This is a genomic window from Pseudogracilibacillus sp. SO30301A (assembly GCF_037072025.1).
Taxonomy (GTDB): domain Bacteria; phylum Bacillota; class Bacilli; order Bacillales; family Amphibacillaceae; genus Pseudogracilibacillus.
Genome location: NZ_JAXHDD010000025.1, coordinates 15,897 through 38,638, shown reverse-complemented (window position 1 = coordinate 38,638; position 22,742 = coordinate 15,897). Strand labels below are relative to the sequence as shown.

At 34.9% G+C, this 22,742-nt stretch carries 20 protein-coding genes and 1 pseudogene; 5 read left to right on the top strand and 16 right to left on the bottom strand.

Features of this window, described 5'->3' with window-relative positions; translation table 11 throughout:
• Positions 1-196: 196 nt before the first annotated feature.
• Positions 197-1,351: an MFS transporter gene (locus SPD89_RS12975; protein ID WP_336262374.1), complete on the top strand. Its 1,155-nt coding sequence runs from the start codon at positions 197-199 to the stop codon at positions 1,349-1,351.
• Positions 1,352-1,519: 168 nt separating this feature from the next.
• On the opposite strand, the gene SPD89_RS12970 is transcribed toward SPD89_RS12975, so the two are convergent.
• From SPD89_RS12970 to SPD89_RS12935, 8 genes are all read right to left on the bottom strand, one after another.
• Positions 1,520-1,663, bottom strand: coding sequence for a hypothetical protein (locus tag SPD89_RS12970; RefSeq protein WP_336262373.1), 144 nt, complete (start codon positions 1,661-1,663; stop codon positions 1,520-1,522).
• Positions 1,664-1,861: 198 nt separating this feature from the next.
• A complete protein-coding gene (srtB, locus tag SPD89_RS12965; protein ID WP_336262372.1) occupies positions 1,862-2,632 on the bottom strand; it encodes a class B sortase in 771 nt (256 codons plus the stop codon).
• A gap of 23 nt (positions 2,633-2,655) precedes the next feature.
• Positions 2,656-3,426, bottom strand: coding sequence for an ABC transporter ATP-binding protein (locus SPD89_RS12960; RefSeq protein WP_336262371.1), 771 nt, complete (start codon positions 3,424-3,426; stop codon positions 2,656-2,658).
• Positions 3,416-4,402: a FecCD family ABC transporter permease gene (locus SPD89_RS12955; RefSeq protein WP_336262370.1), complete on the bottom strand. Its 987-nt coding sequence runs from the start codon at positions 4,400-4,402 to the stop codon at positions 3,416-3,418. The genes SPD89_RS12960 and SPD89_RS12955 overlap by 11 nt, the downstream gene beginning before the upstream one ends.
• 33 nt (positions 4,403-4,435) lie before the next feature.
• A complete protein-coding gene (gene isdE / locus SPD89_RS12950) occupies positions 4,436-5,326 on the bottom strand; it encodes a heme ABC transporter substrate-binding protein IsdE (protein ID WP_336262369.1) in 891 nt (296 codons plus the stop codon).
• Positions 5,327-5,412: 86 nt separating this feature from the next.
• Positions 5,413-9,885: an NEAT domain-containing protein gene (locus SPD89_RS12945; RefSeq protein ID WP_336262368.1), complete on the bottom strand. Its 4,473-nt coding sequence runs from the start codon at positions 9,883-9,885 to the stop codon at positions 5,413-5,415.
• Between the two features lie 30 nt (positions 9,886-9,915).
• Positions 9,916-10,554: a heme uptake protein IsdC gene (isdC, locus tag SPD89_RS12940; RefSeq protein ID WP_336262367.1), complete on the bottom strand. Its 639-nt coding sequence runs from the start codon at positions 10,552-10,554 to the stop codon at positions 9,916-9,918.
• A 24-nt stretch (positions 10,555-10,578) separates the two neighbouring features.
• Positions 10,579-11,301: an NEAT domain-containing protein gene (locus SPD89_RS12935; RefSeq protein WP_336262366.1), complete on the bottom strand. Its 723-nt coding sequence runs from the start codon at positions 11,299-11,301 to the stop codon at positions 10,579-10,581.
• A gap of 408 nt (positions 11,302-11,709) precedes the next feature.
• Here SPD89_RS12935 and SPD89_RS12930 point away from each other — a divergent pair, with 408 nt between their 5' ends.
• The 4 genes from SPD89_RS12930 to isdG are packed head-to-tail and all read left to right on the top strand — an operon-like array spanning position 11,710 to position 14,768.
• Complete coding sequence (locus SPD89_RS12930; RefSeq protein ID WP_336262365.1) at positions 11,710-12,663, top strand: ABC transporter substrate-binding protein; 954 nt, start codon at positions 11,710-11,712, stop codon at positions 12,661-12,663.
• A 2-nt stretch (positions 12,664-12,665) separates the two neighbouring features.
• Positions 12,666-13,661, top strand: coding sequence for a FecCD family ABC transporter permease (locus SPD89_RS12925; protein ID WP_336262364.1), 996 nt, complete (start codon positions 12,666-12,668; stop codon positions 13,659-13,661).
• The gene (locus SPD89_RS12920; RefSeq protein WP_336262363.1) at positions 13,661-14,440 is read left to right on the top strand and encodes an ABC transporter ATP-binding protein; all 780 of its coding nucleotides are present in this window, start codon (positions 13,661-13,663) and stop codon (positions 14,438-14,440) included. Before SPD89_RS12925 ends, SPD89_RS12920 begins: the two co-directional genes overlap by 1 nt.
• Before the next feature lies 1 nt (position 14,441).
• Positions 14,442-14,768, top strand: a complete 327-nt coding sequence (isdG, locus tag SPD89_RS12915; RefSeq protein WP_336262362.1) for a heme oxygenase — start codon at positions 14,442-14,444, stop codon at positions 14,766-14,768.
• Between the two features lie 105 nt (positions 14,769-14,873).
• On the opposite strand, the pseudogene SPD89_RS12910 reads toward isdG, so the two are convergent.
• The 8 genes and pseudogenes from SPD89_RS12910 to SPD89_RS12875 form a co-directional block, all read right to left on the bottom strand.
• Positions 14,874-15,211, bottom strand: a pseudogene (locus SPD89_RS12910) (O-methyltransferase); the annotation flags it as partial.
• A 470-nt stretch (positions 15,212-15,681) separates the two neighbouring features.
• The gene (locus tag SPD89_RS12905) at positions 15,682-16,563 is read right to left on the bottom strand and encodes a helix-turn-helix transcriptional regulator (RefSeq protein ID WP_336262361.1); all 882 of its coding nucleotides are present in this window, start codon (positions 16,561-16,563) and stop codon (positions 15,682-15,684) included.
• A gap of 317 nt (positions 16,564-16,880) precedes the next feature.
• Positions 16,881-17,489, bottom strand: coding sequence for a protein kinase family protein (locus tag SPD89_RS12900; protein ID WP_336262360.1), 609 nt, complete (start codon positions 17,487-17,489; stop codon positions 16,881-16,883).
• Positions 17,490-18,097: 608 nt separating this feature from the next.
• A complete protein-coding gene (locus tag SPD89_RS12895; RefSeq protein WP_336262359.1) occupies positions 18,098-18,874 on the bottom strand; it encodes an alpha/beta fold hydrolase in 777 nt (258 codons plus the stop codon).
• A gap of 124 nt (positions 18,875-18,998) precedes the next feature.
• A complete protein-coding gene (locus SPD89_RS12890) occupies positions 18,999-19,556 on the bottom strand; it encodes a DUF5085 family protein (RefSeq protein ID WP_336262358.1) in 558 nt (185 codons plus the stop codon).
• 33 nt (positions 19,557-19,589) lie between these two features.
• Positions 19,590-19,817: a hypothetical protein gene (locus tag SPD89_RS12885; protein WP_336262357.1), complete on the bottom strand. Its 228-nt coding sequence runs from the start codon at positions 19,815-19,817 to the stop codon at positions 19,590-19,592.
• Between the two features lie 29 nt (positions 19,818-19,846).
• On the bottom strand, positions 19,847-20,668 hold the full coding sequence (locus tag SPD89_RS12880) for a hypothetical protein (RefSeq protein WP_336262356.1): 822 nt from the start codon (positions 20,666-20,668) through the stop codon (positions 19,847-19,849).
• Between the two features lie 711 nt (positions 20,669-21,379).
• A complete protein-coding gene (locus tag SPD89_RS12875; RefSeq protein ID WP_336262355.1) occupies positions 21,380-22,654 on the bottom strand; it encodes an amidohydrolase in 1,275 nt (424 codons plus the stop codon).
• Between the last annotated feature and the right edge of the window lie 88 nt (positions 22,655-22,742).

Sequence of the window (22,742 nt, the reverse complement as noted above, 5' to 3'; positions counted from 1 at the left end):
AAAATGTCGAACCTTTATTGTGACGTTCCCTTTAGATTGTTTTTTACAAAATAATATCCATTTTGACACAATCTACACCTTGTCCTTCTTTGAAATATTATTTTTTACAAGATACAATTAAAGGAGAGACAAAACTTTAATTTTCTATAATCAAGGGAAATACTAACCACCTATATCCAGAAGGGATGCACAGTTTATGCATTTTCTTTTATATTTACTAATTTTTATATCATTTACAGACCTTTTTGCCCAATTGCCGATAACAAGCACTTATGCACAAAGCTTAAGTGCAGCAACCGGGTTTATCGGTTTTATCGTTGGAGCATATTCACTAACGAATCTATTTAGCAACGTGTTTGCTGGACATTTTATTGACAGTAAAGGGCCTAAAAAAGTCATGATTGTAGGCTTTTTACTGAATGGAATCATTTTATTTTTATATTCTGTTGTGACCTCTCCTGTCCAACTCCTGTTTGTCCGTTTTTTAAACGGAATCACAGCAGGTGTTATTACTCCAGCAGCTTTTACTTATATTACTTTATATAATAAGGACAAAAATAGTGGAAAAACGATGGCCTATGCAGGTGCGGCAGTAGGCTTGGCTGCTATCTGTGGACCTGCCTTTAGTGGGATTATTTCGTCTAAAGCTGGCCCTGAAGTAGTTTTTGTGACACTTGCTGCATTTATGATTTTAGGTGGATTATTAACGTTAATATTAAAACCGCTTCATAAAAAACAAAAAATAGTGGAAAAGATAGACTCATCATTAATAGATTACTTACCTCTATTTAAAAATAAAGGATTAATTGTTTCATTTGTCGGTGCCTTGTCTTTAGCCGCGTCTCAAGGAGTTCTAGCATATATGCTTCCCTTGAAAGTAACATCTTTACAAATGGAAGACCATATTAGTGGAATGTTAATGAGTATATTTGGAATTGTAGCTATTTTAATCTTTGTTTTACCAACCAATCGTATATACGATCGCTATCAAAGTCACAATATTTTAGCCATTGGTTTATTATTCGTTGCACTTTCTCAAACATTTTCAAGTTTAGTTGGCAGTTTACCGCTCTTAATAATTAGCATGTGTATTTATGGAGTCGGTTTTGCGTTTATTTTCCCATCGATGAGTGCATTGATTTCTGAACATTCTACAACGAATACTCGTGGAAAAGCTTTTGGTCTATTTTATGGTTTCTTTTCACTAGGTTCATTTTTAGGTTCATCTATAACTGGGATGTTCTCCCTATCCCCGGATCAGGGATTTGTCAGTATTGCTATATTTTTAATTATCATTAGCATACTTATTTATGTAATGGTTAGAAAATCGAATGTTAACCATGCCAAATAATACGTGATAGTCTAATAGTAAACAAGCGAAAAAACGCTTAGAAAAATTGGCTTATCGCCAAGCCTTTATGGCGAAAGCCAAAGTTGTACTTATGAAGTAAGAAAGTTTTATACTTTCTTACCTTCCAAAATAAAACACTCATTCTCACACAAATTGAGAATGAGTAATCTAACCCTCTAATACTTTATGCGGGCTAATATATTTAGCCTGAATTATTGCCATATCCTTTGTTGATGCTGTTATAACAGCATTCTTACTCATTAACACGAATAGCCCAACCTTAGATAATGTTATAAGCAACCACCAAAACATTTCAAGTGCTCCTTCAATGACAAGTATAAATAAAAATCCATGAATTTCAATAAACGTGTAAATGTTAACGGTGGTGATTTAACAGACGATGGCGAATTTTACTTTATCGGTTTACCTCAAGCCTTCAGAAGAAACAGTTCAAGTAAAAGATGACATTACGCCTCGCAAACATGAAAATTGGTATAGCTGGTAGTCCCGCTATTCTCTCTCTACAAGTTTTGCATGAACCACTAAACGACCTTCATCTGGATCAATTGTATAATCACAAGTAGATAACGTAATAATTTGATCATTTTCAGTTACTTTTACATCTGTTTGATAGATTGATTTTTCATGAATCTCCTCTAACAATAATTTATATTCATCCTTAGATTCAAACTCTGTTTGGATATAATCAAAGTCAGTCGTTGTATAATAAACCGAAAATACTTCAGCATCATAGCCATCATATAAAGTGTCAAAATAAACTTTTGAATGATTTGTAAAAAAATCCTTATCTAAGTATTTCGTTAACTGATTAAACATTGTCTCATCTTTCATGCGATGACCATATAAAACAATATTTTGATTATCGGATAAAAGTTCATTTCGATAATCCATAAATATACTTCCAGCACGGGATTCTTCTTTCTTGTAATTTCTTGTCAAATAATATTCATTATCATTCGTCTGTACTATGGGGTAATTGATTATTGTATCATCAATTGTGATCCAACCAACAATATCTGGATTAATTTCATGCAATTCATGAAACTGCTTACGGACTTCTGTTTTATTACCGTTTGTTTCTTCCTTATCAACCTGTTGGTAAATTTGTTGTACTTCTGCCAACACTTGGCGGTTGTGATAATAATCTAATCCGATATCACTTAATGAATAAATAGAATAAATAAAAACAGTTAAGCAGACAAATGTAAATAAACGTGATATCCCTTTTTTTATTCGATTTGACCCTTTCGTTTTACTCATTCTACTCACCCCATTATTACATGTCAAATCCCAATTGGAATCGTAAATAATCCTGCCTGTTCATCTTCTTTAACAGACACATCTACCCCATATATTTTCTTGATGATGCTTTTGGTAATAACTTGTTCTGGTTTCCCTTGTGTAACTATTTTTCCATTTTTCATTACAATGATGGTATCACTATATCGAATTGCTTGGTTAATATCATGTAATACCATTACAATGGTAAGTGCTTGTTCTTCGTTCAGTCTTTTTACAAGCTCTAATATTTCATATTGATAGTATATATCAAGATAGGTCGTTGGTTCATCTAAAAACAAAAATGGTGTCTGCTGTGCTAATGTCATCGCAATCCAAACACGTTGACGCTCTCCACCAGATAAAGCGTTTATCGTTTTGTTCCTTTTATCTAATAAATTTGTTTGTTCTAAAGCCCATTCGATCGCTTCTTTATCAGTTATTGTATTTGTAGAAAACATTGATTTATACGGTAATCTTCCGTAACTTGTTAGCCTTTCTACCGTCAAATCTGCTGGTGCACTATTATGTTGATGTACTACAGCAATTTTTTTAGCAAGTTCTTTCGGTTTCATCGTTGTTATTCTTTTTCCATCCATTATGATCTGCCCTTTTAAAGGGACATAATTATTAGCCATTATTCCAAGCAATGTCGATTTACCACAACCATTAGGGCCAATAATTGTCGTTACTTTTCCAACATCAATTTTACCACTTACATCATCTAGATGGTTAACTTTATGATCATATGAATATGTAATATTATTAATTTCCATAAATTCGATCACTCTTTCTTAGTAAGAATATAAGGAATGGTCCTCCGATTAAAGCCATGATAATCGATGCTGGAATTTCATTAGGTGCTATAATCGTACGTCCTAACGTATCAGATAATAAAATTAATAGTGCCCCTAATAAACTTGAAAAAGGGATTAACAATTTATGATCTGTTCCTACTAATATTCTACCAATATGTGGAACAAGCAATCCGACAAACAGAAACAAACCCGCTGTTGCAGTTGCAACCGATGCTAATAAAACAGCAATAGCAGAAATAACAAATCGAGCAACATTCACGTTCAGTCCTAAATTTTTAGCTGTTTTATCTTCCAGTGCTAAATAGTTACACCACGAAAAAACAAGAAAAGCTAAAATTAATCCAATGGAACCGTAAATGACCATTATTTCGACATCTGCCCACTTTTTCATGGACAATGTCGATGTCGTCACATCTTGCACCATACTAGATGTGTAACTGCCACGGTAATTAAATGTTTGACTTAAACTTGTAAAAATTGCATTGATTGCTACCCCGATTAAGATCATTCGCAATGGATCAAAACCAGATTTCCATGAAAATGAATAAACGAGGAAAAAAGCTAATGCCCCACCTATAAATGCAAATAAAGGCATGTAAAAGAACAGTGTCGGAAAAATAGACACCATTAACATAGCCATGAACCCTGCTCCTGATGATACCCCGATGATCCCAGGTTCTGCTAACGGGTTTCTCATCACTGATTGCAACAATACACCTGAAACAGAAAGAGCTGCTCCTGCAAAAATTGCGATAATAATCCGTGGTAAACGTAAATCTTTTATTACTTGCACTTCATTATTTGTACCAGTGATTAGCCCTTTCACAAGTTCGGTAAAAGTAACTTGAATACTTCCTGAGGTTACGGAATAAATCGTTGCCACAAATAATAAGACTATTACTATTATAAAACTTATTAATCCTTTTTTATTCATATATGACATCCTTTACTCTTGTACCAATACTGCTTAACCATCTTCTGGATAGAGCATTTCATATAGCTCGTCTAATGCATCTACTGCTGCGATACTAGCAGTCGTTCCAAAAAGAAGTTCATCCAGGTCATATACCCGATCGTTTTTAACAGCATCAAAATGTTTCCATATATCATTTTCTGTGAACTCTTTATCAAACATTTCAATTACTTCATCTGGCATCCCATGTGCTGCTCGTAAAATAATATCTGGATTAGACTGCTGTAAATATTCTGTATTGGATGAAAGATATTCAACGCTTTCTCCGGAAAAAACATTCTCTCCCCCACATCTAGTAACCAAATCACCAATATAGGAACGATCTGTTGCAACTAGATAACTTCCTGGTACTCCCATTAAAATAAGTACTTTTGGTGACTCTTTGTCGGCAATTTTCTCTTCTATTTCTTTTGTTTTTTCTTCAAAGTCTGACACGATTTTTTCTGCCTGTTCTTCCCTATCGTATTGCTTTCCAATACTTAAAATTTCTTCATTCATATTGTCGATACTTTCTAAATTAACGTATCTTGCGTCGATATCTGCATCATCAAAAATAGTTTCCAAATCATATTTTATAGTTGACACCGACATGACTTCCTTTGGTTGTAAAGACATAATAAGTTCCAAGTCAGGACTATGGGCACCGCCAACCTCAGTTATACCATCATAACGTTCTGGTAAAACTTTATAACTCGATGGAATTCCTATTAAATCGATTTCTAATGCATCCATTATTTCTGTAACAGCTACAGTAGTTGCTATTATACGATTATCTTCGGGATCATTATCTTCTTTTGGTTCCGTTGTTACGTCTCCGCTAGAAGAACACCCTATAGTGAAAAGTACAAAGCTAAACATCATAAATAGAATTAATTTATTTTTCATTAATGCTATTTCCTCCTTATGTTAGAGGTTCTAATAAGATAGGGAGTCCTGCTGACTAATTGTCAACAAGACTCTTTACTATCATTTTATTGTGATGCAAATCTCTTTCTCAATTTAACAACTAAAGGAATCATTGATCCAACTAATAACAGAGCAAATAAAATAATTTTAGTTGTATCAGCTGTTTTCGGATTATTACCGTTAGTTTTTCCTTTGTCGTTTTTATCAACATTCTTACCACCATTATCATTTCGGTCAAAACCTAGACCATCCCCATTATCAGTTGGTGGGTTTTTTGGTTCTTTTTGATCATCGTCTCCACCATTATTCCCATCCGTATTAACACCACATTCTTCTAATGGAAGATTAGATGGATCAAAAGCGAAACGAATATCGTATTTATTATCATATTCAAAACCTGGGATTCCTGTAACGATAATATGAACTTTTGCATTTAGAATGTTATTTAGATTCTCGACTCCAAATTGAACAACGCTTGTATCAGTAGCTTTATCTTTACTTACTTCCTTAACGTCTACAAATTTCCCGCCCTGTTCAACTTTGAATTCTTGCCACCATGAACTATCTTTCAACGTAGCCTCAACCGTGAACTTACCATCTTTCACAATTAACTTAGCCGGCTTTTCTAAATACTGATCTGCTACAGATATTTCGTCTTCATCTGCTTTCAATACTCTAAAGGGAAGCTCATATTCACCATCTTTACAGATTTTTTCTTCCTTGTCCCCTGGCTTCGGCTCTTCATCAACATTTCCTGGTTTTGTTCCTGGTTTTGTTCCTGGTTTTGGCTCTGGTTTTGGTTCTGGTTCTGGTTTTGGTTCTGGTTTTACTCCATCATTTAATGGAATACCACTCGTATCAAAGTTAAAGCGAATATCATATTTATTGTTGTATTCGAATCCGGGAATACCTGTAACAATGATATGGACTTTTGCATTTAGAATTTTATCAATATCATCTACAGCAAATTCGACAACACTTGTATCAGCACCAGAATCTTTACTTACTTCTTTTACATCAATAAATTCACCGTTCGATTCCACTTTAAAATATTGCCACCATGAACTGTTTTTCAAGGTTGTTCGAACTGTATACTTTCCATCTTTCACAATTAATTTTGCTGGTTTTTCTAAATAGCCATCTGCTACGGATACTTCGTCTTTATTTGCTTGCCAGACTACAAATGGCAGATTATATTCACCATCTTTATACTTTCCAGTAATTTCTTCAGGTTCACCTGGTTTTTCTGTTTCACCTGGCTCTTCTGTTTCACCTGGCTCTTCTGTTTCACCTGGCTCTTCTGTTTCACCTGGCTCTTCTGTTTCACCTGGCTCCTCTGTTTCATCTTCTTCATTTACTGGTGTCATATTGCTAGGATCTAATTTAAAACGAATATCGTATTTATTATCGTATTCAAATCCTGGAATACCTTTAACGATAATATGAACTTTCCCGTTGATTATTTCATCCAAGTCATCTACGGAAAACTGAACGACACGTGTATCCTCTTTAGCATTTTCGCTAACCGTCACAACTTCTTTAAAAGCGCCTTCAGATTCAACACGGAAATACTCCCACCAAGAACTATTTTTTAATGTCGTTTGCACAGTATATTTACCATTCTTAATTTTGACAGTTGCTGGTTTAACGAAATAGTCATCTGCCACAGATTCTTTATCTTCATCTGCTTTCCATACTGTAAATGGCAAATTATATTCGCCATCTTTATATGGTGCTTCAGGTTGAGGTTCTTCGGGATCCTCTGATTCTGATGGGTCTTCCTCAGATTCTATTACTTGTAAACTATCTTTATCAAATGATAGACGTAATGGCTGGTCACCATTATGTGCTCCTACAGTGTATTGAACTTGAGCATTTACAGTTGATAGTAATTCATCTAATTCATATGTTACTTCTCTTGTATTAGCTCCTTCATTAACCTTTTGATCTTTCGGTTGAATTAGTTTTCCATCTTTTCCAACTTGGAAACCTGTTACCGTTTTATGATCGTTTATCGTTAAGGTTAATAATGTTTTACCGTTAGCTACTGATAATGAAGCTGGATTATCTAAATATTTAGCCATGCCAGAAGCTTTATCTTCTTTTGCATGTAATGCTTCATATTCAATCGTATAATCACCATCTGCTATTTCGATAATCTCTGGCTTTTCTTCTGGTTCTTCTATATCTTCTGCCACTGGAATTTCACTTGTATCAAAGTTAAAGCGAATATCATATTTATTGTCGTATTCAAAACCCGGAATACCTGTCACAATGATATGAACTTTTGCATCCAGAATCTCATCAATATTTTCCACTTCAAATTCTACAACGCTTGTATCAGCATCATTGTCTTTACTTAATTCTTTAACGTCTACAAATTTCCCGTCCAGTTCAACTTTAAAATACTGCCACCATGAACTGTGTTTCAATGTTGTTTGAACTGTATACTTACCATCTTTTACAATTAATTTAGCAGGCTTTTCTAAGTATCCATCTGCTACTGAGATTTCATCTTTACCTGCTTGCCAAACTACAAATGGCAGTTCATATTCGCCCTCTTTATATAAACCAGTAGGCGTTTCCTGTTTAGGATCCTCTTCTTTATCTCCCGGATCTTTAGGGTCTTCTTGTGGATCTTCCTCACCAGGGTCATTTGAACCTTCGTCGGCTTTTTTCACACTATTTCTTTCAAAAAATAACCGAACATCATATTCCCCAGTATAGTTATCTTCTTCAACAAAGACTGTAACTTTAGCATTTACAACTGCATCTAGATCATCGATATCGAATACAACATCACGAGTGTTTGCAGCTTTATCTACGTTAATTACTTCAGCCTGCTTAAATTCCCCGGCTTGTTCTACTCGAAAGTCTTTAACTGCTTCATTGTCTGTTAATGTAAATGTGACTGTATTTTTATCGTCATCAATCGTTAATTGAGCTGGTGCTTTAAAATAATCTCCCATGATTGACTTTTCAAATTCAGTTGCATGTAAAACTCTAAAGTTAATCGTGTATTTGCCATTTTCTATTACGACTGGTTCTTCTGGCTCTCCTTGATCATCTTCTGTAGCTTCTTGTAAGCTATTCTCATCAAACAATAACCTAATATCGTACTCACCAGTGTAATCTAATTGTTCAACATAGACTTTAATTTGAGCATTTAGCACTTCTTTCAAGTTGTCTATATCAAATGTAATAACACGTGAATTAGTTAACTCATTCACACTTACAACTTCGGATGAAATGAATTCACCATTTTGTTCTGTTTTAAAATCTTTAACTGCTTCATTGTCTGTTAATGTAAATGTGACTTTCCCTTTACCATCTTGGACAGAAAGAGAAGCTGGACGTTTAATATAGCTTGAAGCAGTTGAAGGTTTATCCTCTGTTTCATGTAAAACATCGAAATCAATCGTGTAATTTCCATCTTCAATATCGAGTTTTGTATCCTCTTTTGGGTCTTCTGGCGTTGGATCCTCTTCGTCTCCACCTGGCTCTTCTACTTCAGAACCTTTTAAAGGAATTTCACTTGAATCAAACTGTAAACGAACATCATGTGTCATCGTTCCAAATGGTGAATTCGTATCAATTGTTACTTTCCCATTGATGAAGTCATCTAAATTGCCAACAGTAAAACTGACAACTCTTGTGTTGTTTTGTTCGTCATGACTTTCAATGGTTGTATGAACGAACTCCCCATGATTTTCGACAAGAAATTCTGTTATCATATCACTGCTAGACAATGTAAGGTAAACTTTTGCAATACCATCCTTAACTGTTAATGAAGCAGGATCAGATACGTACCTTCCCATCAAAGACGCTTTATCTTCTGTTGCATGTAAAATAGTTAGCGGTACTTCATATTCTCCGTCAGCATAAATACTTTCTTGTGCAGGTTCCCCTTCCTTAGGGTCTTCTTCAGGATCCTCTGATTCTTCTGGGGCTTCCCCTTCAGGTTCTTCACCCGGTTCCTCTGGTGTTGGATTCTCTTCAGGGTTCTCTGATTCTTCTGGGGCTTCCCCTTCAGGGTTTTCTTCACCCGGTTCCTCATCAGCTACTAATGGAATTCCACTCGGGTCAAACTTAAAGCGAATGTCATATTTATTGTCATAATTAAACCCAGGGATTCCGGTTACGATAATGTGGACTTTTGCATCTAGTATTGCATTAAGATCTCCTACTTTAAATTGGACAATTTCAGTATCTGTCCCTTCACCTGATCCTAATTTTGTCACATCTACAAAATCACCACCAGATGCGACTTTAAAATATTGCCACCACGAACTGTTTTTTAACGTCGCTCTAACCGTATATTCTCCATTTTTAACAATTAACTTTGCAGGTTTCTCAAGATAACCATCTGCTACAGATGTTTCATCTTTATCTGCTTGCCATACTTCAAATGGCAGCTCATACTCTCCATCTGCATATACTTTATCGTCGTTCGTTTCCGCCGATATAGATGGTGCAGCTGGAAAAATTGTCGTAAATGTTAATAAAAAGATTAACATTAACGAATAGGCTCGCTTCATCCATTTCACCTCTTTCATTCATTTTCTCTATTATTCAGTTGCTAATTTACGAACTAAAAAGATTCCAGAACCTACTACCATAAGGCCTAGTAATAAAATTGGTGCATTATCTCCTGTCGGTGGGTTTTTTTCTGCTCCTTTTTCTCCACCTTCTTTATTGCCTGCTCCACTATTTGTTCCTTCTTCTTTGTTCGTTTCTCCTGAATCACTACTACCACTCGCTCCAGGAACATTAGACGTATCAAACTGGAAACGAATATCATAATGATTGTCATAATCAATATCAGGAACAATAACATGAATTTTTGATGGAACGATTTGATCTAAATCTTGCACTTCAAACTGAACTAGTCTAGTATCTGCACCAGCATCCTCACTTAAAACAGTTACATCCTGTCCATTCACTTTAAAATATTGCCACCATGAACTATTTTTAATTGTTATCTGAACAAGATTTTTTCCATCTTTTACGACTAGTTTAGCTGGTGATGTAACATAATCATTTGTCATGGAGCGCTCATCACTATCACCTTTTAATACAGTAAATGGAACACTGTATTCACCATCTTCATATTTTGATGCAGCACCAACAGTATCCCCCTGGTTCATTGAAAAGAAAGTCATAATTACAATTAAAAATGGTACGAATATTTTGAAAACGTTTTTCATTAACATTTTCCTCCTATATCATATTTAAGCTTCTTTTTTGCGTCTAGCAATCATTTTCCACAAAATATAAACAAATAAAGCTGTTGCAATAACTAAAATAATAATCATTGTAATTGAAATACTGCCACTTGAAGATTCGTCATCAGCTTGCGTTGTGACAGATGCAACTTCACTTTCGTCTTCTGCATTATCAGTTGAATTGTCCGATTGTTCCATTGGCTCCTGTCTCGGTACAGCATCCTCAATTGGTTCAATTGTGCTTTCATCAAAATCATAACGGACCGTATAGTGGTTATCATATACTGGATCCATTGTTTCAATCAGTACATGCATTTTAAATTCAAGTGGGTCAGTTAAATCTCGATCAAGTAAAAATTCGATTACCCTCGTTGTATCCTCTGGCTTTGTTGTATCCTCTTCATCTGCACTAACGACACCTACATCAACAAAAGAATCGCCAAGAGGTGCTTGTAATTCTTTTATCCAATAACTATGGTTCAACTGAAACTGGATATATTTTTCTCCATTTTCAACATATAAAGTTGCAGGTTTATCAAAATAATCATTTGCAATGGAAACGGAATCATCCTCAGCATGTAAAACAACATACTCTATAGAATAGGCACCATCTTCAAGCTCATCTAAACTTGTTTCAGCAAATGACTTTTTCACTGGTATAAGCATCAATGTACATATACAGCAAAGTATCATGCATACTCCAATTAACCTAGTTGTCTTCTTTTCCAATCACTTCCCTCCTAACTTTATGAAATTAATTGAAATTGAGATTCATTCTCAATGATTGATAAAAAAATAAAAGTCTGACTTAGACTTTATCATTCTATGTATTTTTCATCGTTAAATAAGACCACCCCATTTTCAACCTATGAATCTTCTTTACGACTCAGTAAAGATCTGCTACCCTCCTCTTTTAATCATTTCTTAATATGTTAATAGATAATGAGAATCATTATCATTTGAATTCGAATACTATCATACCCTATTAAAAATAAAAGTCAATACTCTTTTCAAATATTCAATAATTCAATAATTATTCTTTTATTGAAAAATAACGTTGACATTGAGAATGATTTTCATTATCATGATTATATAATTGAGAAACAATCTCATTTAAAATTTAATAGGAGGTTTATGATGTATCATTTTCGCCATTATTTATGCTTATTTCTTTTTATCTCACTGGTTGGATGTAGTTTAAACAATGAACCAACGGATAAAAATACAACAACCGAAGCATCAGATGAACCGTTTCTTTCCATAACGGATTTCTCAAATAGAACAGTCAGCTTCCAACAACATCCAGAAAAAATTGTTGCTCTTGGAAATGGGGAAACTGATATAATTTATGCGTTAGGAGGAGATGTGGTTGGCCGTCCAACTGGGGAAGCGGTCGTAAAAGAAGCGGAGAATGCACTAGAAGTTGGCTCTACTCATAGTGTGGACCTTGAAAAAATAACATCATTAGAACCGGATGTTGTCTTAGGGAATCACCCTATGAATAGTAAAGACATAGATTCTATTGAAAGTATTGGTGCAGAAATGATCTTGACTAGCGCTAATTCTGTTGATGATATCAACAAGCAAATTTCTATGTTTGGCGATTTAATTGGTCAACAAAAAAAGGCAGATGAAATTATATATACAATTAACGAAAAAATTAGTGATTTAGAAGAAACTTCGTCTGAAAACAAAACAAGGGTTCTCTTGATTTATGGAGCTCCAGGAACAAACATGGCAGCACTGCCGAATTCACTTGGTGGAAACATTCTTGAGTTAGCTGGCGGAATAAATATTGCCAGTGACTACCCTAGTTTAGAAACGTATCCACAGTATGCTCAGCTAAATACAGAGAGAATTATTGAAGCAAATCCAGAAATAATTTTATTAATGAGTCATGGGGATCCTGAAGAAGTCAAAGACAGTTTTATTCAGGATATGTCAAAAAATGCAGGTTGGTCTGAATTAGAAGCGGTAAAAAATAACCAGTTTCATATTCTACCTTCCAATCTTTTTGGTACTAATCCGGGAACCAAAGTAATCGATGCACTCGATTATATGCATGAACTATTGGAAGATGTGAACAAATAACTATGTCCATTGAGAAACGTCGTTTACGAAGAAAATTAATGATTATATTTACTCCAATTGCATTAGTCCTCGTAGCTTTTTATGGATTAACATATGGGCCAATCCCAATTACTATGTCAGAGATAGTGAATGTAGTTTTACAAAATGGGGATTCAATTCACGAAAAAATAATTTTAGATGTACGTTTACCTAGAGTACTAATCGGCATTTTTGTCGGAATTTGTTTAGCAGCATCTGGTGCAATCCTACAAGGTGTCATGAAAAACCCTTTGGCAGATCCGGGAATCATCGGTGTTTCCTCTGGTGCTGGATTGGCAGCAGTTATAACCATGGTTCTCTTGCCGCAATATAGTTATCTATTACCGTTTGCCGCTTTTTTAGGTGCATTACTTACATCATTAATCATTTACTTATTAGCATGGGATCAAGAAACATCCCCAGTAAAAATAGTTTTAGCAGGTGTAGCAATTAATGCTTTATTAGGCGCCATCATGAATGGAATCATGGTTGTCTATAGTGACCGAGTTCAATCGGTTCTTCCTTGGTTATCAGGCGGATTAACTGGTAGGGGCTGGCATCATTTTGAATTTTTGGCACCGTATGCCGCAATAAGTATTATACTTTCTTTTTTTGCTATAAGACCTGCTAATCTCTTACTTCTTGGAGACGATAACGCAAAGTTATTAGGTCAGAAAGTAGAATTACAACGATTTTTATTAATCACACTCGCATCCTTATTGGCTGGGGTTGCTGTTAGTGTTGCAGGACTAGTTGGATTCGTTGGACTGATTGTCCCACATTTTATCCGAATGATCATCGGGGATGATTATACTTTCTTACTACCCTTAAGCATGATGAGTGGTGCCATCTTAGTAGTATTTGCTGACACGATCGCACGCACCGCATTTGATCCGATTGAACTTCCTGTAGGTATTTTACTTGCATGTATAGGCGCACCTTTCTTTTTAATGTTACTAAGGAAACGGAGAATGTTTTAATGAATGCGATTCAAACAGATGAAATTACATTAAAAGTAGAGAACTTTCAATTAGCGAATGTTTCCCTAACGATTCCAAATGGAAAAATCACTTCCATTGTTGGACCAAATGGCTCTGGGAAATCTACATTATTAAAAATAATTAGTAGACTGATTACCACAAACAATGGGTCAGTTTATGTACATAACAAAAACAGCAAATTATACAAAACGAAAGAATTCGCTCAAATTATTTCCATGTTACCTCAATCAAAAGATACATTACCTAATTTGACTATCAAAGAATTGATCTCCTTTGGCCGGTCTCCATATAAACCTTTTTTTAATAATCGGTTAACGAAGGAAGATGAATTGATTATCGAGGAAGCAATGGAAATGACAAATACACAAAAACATAAAGACCGTTTATTTTTTAGTCTTTCAGGAGGTGAACAACAAAAAGCCCGTATTGCCATGGCTCTCGCACAAAAGACAAATATTCTATTATTAGATGAGCCGACTACCTATCTTGACATCGCGCACCAGCTCGAAGTTATGGATTTACTAACTTATATTAATGAACGCTACAACTTAACTATTATCATGGTATTGCATGATTTACAACAAGCTGCCTATTATAGCGATTATATGATTGCAGTAAAACAAGGAAAAATTATAGATAAGGGAAGTCCTAAAAAATTACTAACAACTAGATTTTTACGTGAAGTTTACGAAATAAATGCAAAAATTTTATTTGAAGATGGGTATCCATTAATTATTCCAAAAACGAGGAGGAAATAAGATGTATATTGTTACAAACACAACAAAAATTAGAAAAGATGAGGGTAAAAAGTTAATCAATCGATTTAATAAAGTAGGGAAAGTCGAAACGATGGAAGGATTTTTAGGTTTAGAAGTATTAGAAACCCAAAAGCTAACAGACTATGATGAAGTCACCATAGTTACACGTTGGGAATCTGAGGACTCTTTTAGAAATTGGACAAATAGTGAAGCGTTTAAAGAATCACATAGACATAACGGTGGCAGACCAGATTATATAATTGAAAATAAAATTTCGTATTATACAGTACCCATTGTTCGTACTCCAATTACGTCTATTGCAGAATAACAAAAAACTACAATTTTTCGATAATTCTTATAATAAAACAGGTGGGGAAAAACAATATTGTCTTCCACCTGTTTTTAAACTTTCCAAACTGACGACATTTCCAATCTATCTTTTTTTTACTTTTGAAAATATAAACCCGTCGCCAATAGGAATAGGGATAGAATCTAATTGAGGATACTTAGCGACAGTTTTATTGAATCTTCTCATGAACTCAGTATACCGTTTTGGTTCAGAATCCTCTGCTGCACAATACCATTTGCAAGCACATTATCACAAACAATTAACGCTCCATTTTCCGCTAGGTGAAGACAATAATTCAAATAGTTTTCATAATTTTCTTGGTCTGCATCAATAAAAAAATCAAATCGTTTATTTTCACTAATAAGTTTTTCGAGATTTTGCAGTGCCTGTTCGACTATATATGATACTTGATCTTCAAAACCTTATTTACAAATTTACTATTACGTTTTGATAATTGCGGATCTCTACGTGCACCTTTAAGACCGTATCTTTACGTTCAAAAATTATTGGATTTTCATCCCATTTCGTAAAGTCATAATCCTTGATTCATCAGTCTTTATGAATTTTATTATTTCATTAGACTTCATGAGATTTCAGCACAGGGGAGTTAAAAGGGTAGATAGTCGCCATGCTTGGCACACAAAGTAAAACAACTCTTTCTTAACGAAAGTGAGAAAGAGTTGTAAATATACGCTCATTACGCATAGCCATTAAAAGAATATTTGACAGTAATTTGTGCTTCAGAAAATATTAAACGCACTTACCAATTAATCAATTCCCTCATTAAATTAAAAAGAATATTACCGACAAAGAACTTTGCAGCCATTATACTGACTATGATTAAGATTGCGATAAGTGTCCCCTCTCCTTTTTTCCCATTCATATCTCTACACTACTCTTCAAAGGACAAATTTATCGGCTCATCTAAGAGATCAACAGAAAAATCCATATTAGTAGTTGGTACCTTATTATCCACTACCTCGAATTTAAGTTCATCCATCCACACGTGTCCTTTTCCTGCTAATAACACTCCAAAAGCAATTACAGCACTACTTTCAGGCACATCTAAAACGATAGAATAATGATTCCACTCCGTATCTCCAGCAATTGGACGATCACTCATATTATCAAATTGCAGTACATCTCCAAGCGAATCATCCACTCGCATCCACAATCCACAAAACTCATCTACCTTTTCAGATTTAAGAAAACCGGATAATTTTAATCTTTTACCAAGATATTTTTCCGCTTTAAATTGCTGCATAACAGTCGCAAATTCATCTTGAGATTGCACCTGTGTACTCTTTAAATATCCAGATGATGTACCTTTATGAAAAACTTTTCTGTCCAGCCCCATTTTGTAATGAAAAGGATGACTTCCGCTTAACTGCCAACCCTTTACCGCTTGATCTTTATTCATCAAAACTTCCTCCCTCTTCATCGTTAATTTACCCATGATTTTTCGATATTGTCCCGGCGGCAATTCATAATACCTCTTAAATGAGCGTGTAAAAGATTCCTGTGTTTCAAAACGATAATAAACTGCAATATCTATGATCCTCTTATCGGTATATAACAACATATTGGCACTATTAGCGATCCTTCGATAGCGAATATATTCTGCAGCTGTTATGCCTGTCTCTTTTTGAAATATACGATGAAAATGATATTTTGAGAAACCAACATACCGAGCTAATCTGTCTAAAGTTAATTCCTCATGTAAGTTATTTTCAATATACACAATCGCTTGTTGAATGATAGAACTGTTTCCCATTCTTGGACCTCCTTAGTAACAAGTATACCGAATAAAAAAATTGGTTTTTGACTTTTATTGCTCTATTAAACATATCAGAATTGTAAGCTTGAAAACGTACAAGACTTTAGAAAACTTGATTTATCGCTAAGAAAACACACCGACTGACGCAAGACTCAGACGATCTTATTCTGGAGAGTGCAAGCCTTTAGAGCTAAAACAATAAGAATGAATTAATACTTTCTTATCTATTTAAAAAATCCCTTACTCACCTGCTTCAGTGAATAAGAGACATTTCTTTTCCCATGTATAAAAAAGATTTATTCCTATTTTTAAATCTATCTCGGGTAAAATGGTATAAGCCCTTTATTATAAAGCGCGCCGGTTATATTTAAAAACAATGCTGGAATTTTTTTGAAAAAATAATATTTACGATAGAGCTGGTAATACGCTTTCTTTAAATTTTCCCATTGTCTACACTCTTTTTCCTGTCTAAACCTAGCGACATCAATCAATCTAATTTCATTATTATTCGTAATAAAAATGTTACGCAGATGTATATCAGATGGGTTTAATCCTAAATTTCTCGCTAATGATATTGCATGGTCGATCTCTTTAATATGTGCTGATGTTATTATTTTGCCGTTGGTAATGTATTCAAACAATGTTAATCCCTTAATGAAATCGAGGACAATATAATTACTTCCAGAATCATAAAGTGTTGGAAAGTATGAAATGCCCTTAAGTGTCTGATAGATGCTCGCTTCTTCTTTTGCAATAAATGTAAAGGCAGGAAAGAAAACTTTAATTGCTACATTGGATGTCTTTATTTTAAAAACAAATGCACTTCTGCCTTTTCCCACAAGCTTCAATGAATGATCGTAGGAAACCAGTCTATTCTTCTTATTTATTATTATAGTTTTTACAAGTTCTTCATAAGAAACCAAAGGATTACCTCCAAATATTTTTTAAAAAATAATACAAAAAAGACCTCACCAAAAAATCGGTAAGGTCTCGCCAACAACGATCGTTGCCAATAAAGCCGAGGATAAAAATCTCCTGTACTGACGACTTTATTGTAATATAGCTACTCCCCTTAAAGGAGAAATACTTATTAATTTGTAAGCCAATTATATTAGGAATAGGCCAAGGTGTCAATTTATAATGGATATTTAAATACTTCCAATTTAGTTTTTTCCTTCTGTCTTGTAAAATTTCAAGGGGGTTTCTTTCTACAGGGTCTGTAATAATGGTCGGAAACTTTTCTCCTCCTGTTTCTCCCTTATATCTAGCTATTACCTTTGGCAACTGCTTTGTCTCTGTTAACACTCCAGCACTGATCTCATCACAGCGAAAGAAGAAGTGTTATACTATTCAGGAGGATATTGTCGTGATTTAGTGAAGCGCTGGTTAACAGGATCTTAGGGAAGCAATTGAAAATTTAAAGCGTGGAACCTGCCACCCGTTTGGTGATCTTGCTAAATTCACCTTTTTTGGGTATTATACCCTATTCCACCAGCTTTTGGATGCATTTTAGATAAATTTAGTCACGGATTCAGGTGAATGTTACTTCTTGAGGTAACGTACCTTCTTCGATCCAATTTTCAATCAATCGATTAAAGTAAACAGGTTTAAATAATGGAATTCCATGGCCTACTTTAGGAATTATGATTCCAATACAATTCGAATTATCGGCAACTAAATCTTCGGCTGATTTCTTCATTACTGCTTTTTCCTTTTCTCCAACAGTAACTAGTATCTTACTTTCTACTTGATGAAAATTTTCGGGTATCTCAAAAGACATGTTTTCGCCTAATATTCTAATGAGTGTATCTGACTTCATTTGAGAACTTTCCTTGTAATATCTATCAAAGTATTCCTCACTGATATATAGTGTTTTGGCCTGAAGTTTTGCAAATGATTTGTTTCTAACCAAGGGGAAAGACAATCTAATCGTCGGTCGTATCATTTTCTGAATCATCAAATTAGGTCTTACTAATGCACTGTTGATCACTGCATAATCAACTAAATCAGGATCGAGGCTCAACATTTTAATAGCAACCTGTGCACCAAGGGAGAACCCGATGACAATAACTTCTTTTCCTTTTGCCCTTTTCTTTATGATCTCATTAACTTTTTCAGCACTTAATTTGATTGAAAATTTTTCTGTATTTCTACTTGCACCTTGTTCAGGTAAATCTATCGTCATACAATGATAATGTTTGAAATATCGGACTTGATGATCCCACATCCAACTACTTACACCACCCCCGTGTAGAAACACCATCAACGGAGCACTCTTATTCCCATACTCCTGGTAGGCTAAATCCAAACCATTCACCCTCTTCCTTCTATCATCCATTATTCCGCAAAACTTCCCCCTGTTAATTTCAATCATAATCTTTCACAATCTCTATATCAATCATATTGGTTCATTGTAAAATCAAATGCAACAGCTAAATAAATATTTTCATATAGTGATGCAACTCAACAAACTTTTCAGAAGCTTTTTGTTCAAAATCGTTTAGTACACGTGTCATAATCATAGATTCGATTAAAAAGTAACTTCTAAAAAACATCTGCTCTCCTGTGGTGTTCGTGAAGTTCGATTCTTCTATTGGAATGAATATTTCGGCTGTCATTAAGCCGTCTTCTGCTAATTCAATAATCATGGAATAAAAAACATTGCCGGTCGGGTGATAATCATTTTCTACTAATAATTGTACAAAACTATTAATCGTGTGATCCAGTTGATCCGGATGAAAATTATAATACTTAGACACTACATTACGGTATGCTATGCTATAATTCCCAAATATCATCGTAAAAAGCTCCGTTTCTTTAAAGGAACATATAAATCGATAATAATATCCCCTATATATCTCAATTAGAACAACATAATACTTGTCCTCAATCTCTATATTATTAGCTTGTGCATGATCTTTGATAGTTTGATAGGCCGCATGGAAATCAGCTTCCTGATCTGCCTGTCGTAAAACTAAAGCTTCATCCACTTTAAAGTGGGAAATATAATCAAGTGATGCATCTTAATCCAACTCCACCTCTTCATTTAGTGGAAGAAAGTATGTAAAGTGCAGATTGCTATTATCTTTTATTGGTTCTGCAGAGAAGAATATGGAGCCATTTTTATAAAGTTCCAATCCCAACTGAACATCATTCATTATAAAAACGCCATCCTGCCAATCTTCTCTTGGTAATTCTGTTTCATAGGTTAGTAAATGATCAAATTGAAGTGTACGTGTTTCAATTTTCATTTGTAGACCCCCTTTAATTCTACTTTATTCTATTTTTTATACTTTTTATTCTCCAGTCTATCCCCGCTCCCCCAGGGATATAAATGACCTTCTTCTGGAAAATTGAAACTGCGAAATCGCTCCTTGCAATAAATTGCTATGAGGTTCATTGTGATTATATGGATGCCGAAAAAGTAACAAATAATAGCTAGCATCGCCATAAAAATTGCTTCTCCATCGGCTGTCTTTAAATAAGGGATGGAGGTTCCAATAATCAATAATAAACCAGCTCCTCCAAATATGAGTCCAGGTAAGTTTGATATAAACGCTTTATCTTTTTGTACAGTTTCATCATAATTACTCTGATTAGAATGCCTGCTGAAATATCCTGTTTTAATAGCTTTGGATGTTTTATGAACAATCATAAAAAACATACCCACCCCCAATAAGATAAGAGAGACTGCTACCAGAAAATAGATAAAGTCCGGTATATTATTTTCCTGCATAAGCATAAAAATTCCACAGAAGTAAGGTATTGAAATAACATTATTTCCCAAACCTAACGACAATATTCTATATTGAATATGTTCCTGTTTCTTATAAAAATATGGAATAGAATAAATAATAGATAGAATAATAATCACAATCGTAAACAAGAAGACTGTTTTCATCATTCCTTGCTTGAAAGCAACTAGTCTTTCGGCATCTATTGCGGCTCTAAGTAAAATCAAACACATAATTACCTGTGTAATCACATTTACCCATAACCATCTGGCTGCACTTTTCGGGGCCTGTCTTCCTGATTCAAATGACGAGCGAAACAGCCCCAAATCCATTTCAGTAAATTGATCTAACTTCCTTTTCATATACATACGATAATTCTCCTTATCCAAACCATCCTTTTACACTATCAACCCCGCTACGCATCCAACCTTTAGCATGATCAGCCCATGACTTACCTGATTTGCTGTCTTTCCTATTTACCCCCATATTTATAAAGACTTAATTGCCTTTTCGAGCTTTTCTGTATCGGACTCCAATGCTGATAGTTTAGAATCATCATTGGCAATTGCCAAGCTCAAATTACCTTTTTGTCCCTTCAGATTTTGGTATCTTTCATTATAAGGATCTCTTTCTTATATTAGTAGTTGTAGTAAACTTAACTATACAAAAGAAGGTCTTTTTTTTCATGCAAAACACATTTTGCTTTCTACCGTGCTTTGCTCGGTTGCCGCATTATTGAACCCGCACAGCAATGTTGGGAACAGAGCGTACATGTTGAATTGAGAGAGTTTCTAATAACAGTAACAGGTTTAATTTTCATAGAACTTTCATAAACTCAACTATAAATTTTATAGAAATTAGGAGCACCTTTTTTCGTACATCCATTAAAAAGACCCTTTCCACATAAGTGAAAAGAGCCTTGAAATGGAAAATACAAAGGGAACAAAATAGCTATTGCATGTAATTATTCCAGTTAAATTCATTCCGAACTTACTGTATCTTGAAACAAAATAGCAAGTAACAATATCTATTTAAGTTTCAATATTCCATAGTCCACAATTACTTCTTTTGTGATATTTTCACTTACATTTCTTTGCAAATGCATGTAATATCTCAACTGCAGGAAGAAGACTAGCTTCGTCAATGTCAAAACACTCATGATGATGACCAGCAGCAAGTTCAGTACCAAAAATGCAATAAGTTGCTTGTCCACCTTGTCTTTGCACCTCATTTATGAAATAAGTAGCATCTTCCGAGCCAGCACTTAAATCATCATGAACGACAACTTTTTCCATGAAAGGATGTTCTTTTGCAATATTAGCTAATGTTTCTGCTAAATCATCGGAGCAAATAGAATTCAATGCCTCCCCAACTACTTTAATATGATAATCAACACCGTACATCGATGCAGCTCCGGCAACGATATTTTCAACCTGTTCTTTCATGTATTGATTTACTTCACTCGTTTCTCCCCGAGTTTCAGCGATAAGTTCAGCGTGGCTTGCAACCACATTTCTTCCAGATCCAGCATGTAACTCACCAACATGTACTCGGGAATCCCCCGCAGAATGGCGACAAATCGCATGCATATTCAATGTTGCGTTGGCTGCAGCAAGAAGTGCATTCTTTCCTTCTTCTGGACTTCCTCCAGCATGAGAAGCAATACCTGAGAACGTAATATTCAGTTTCGTAGTTGCCATAAAGCCATTTGTTGCTGCTACAAAATGACGATGTGGTACTCCTGTTCCAATATGAGAAGCAATGAAATAATCGACGTCATCAACCACACCAGCTTCTACCATTGCTTTTGCACCGCGAGTACCTTCTTCAGCAGGTTGAAAAATGATCTTCATGACGCCATTTAATTGATCCTTTTCTTTTGCTAACATATTTGCGAGTCCTAATCCAATTGCCGTATGTGCATCATGGCCGCAAGCATGCATCGAACCTTCAACTATTGAACGAAACCCTAATTGTTTAGGAGCGTGATTTAAAGCATCTGATTCCGTAATAGGTAAAGCATCCATATCAAAACGAAAAGCAAGGGTAGGGCCGGGGCGTTTTGTATCTAAAGTTGCAACTATACCAGTATATCCGTTTTTAAAGTAGGCAAGATACGCTTCATTCGCTCCGTTCTCTTTCGCCCAATCATAGTGGGACTCCGTCAATGCATCATCTGGTTTCCCCATACAGGCTTCTTTTTTCATGACATCTTGACCAAGTGCTAATTCAAAGCCTAGACGATCTAATTCCGCAGCAACGATAGACGCTGTACGCATTTCTAAAAATCCTTGTTCGGGATATCGATGAAAATCCCGTCGCCAACTAATTAATCGGTTTGGCAATATTTCCATAAATATGACTCCTCCTTATATGCCGTCCCAAAAATAAAAATAGTACCACCCACATTCTTCAAAAAACAGGTAGACACATATTTCATAT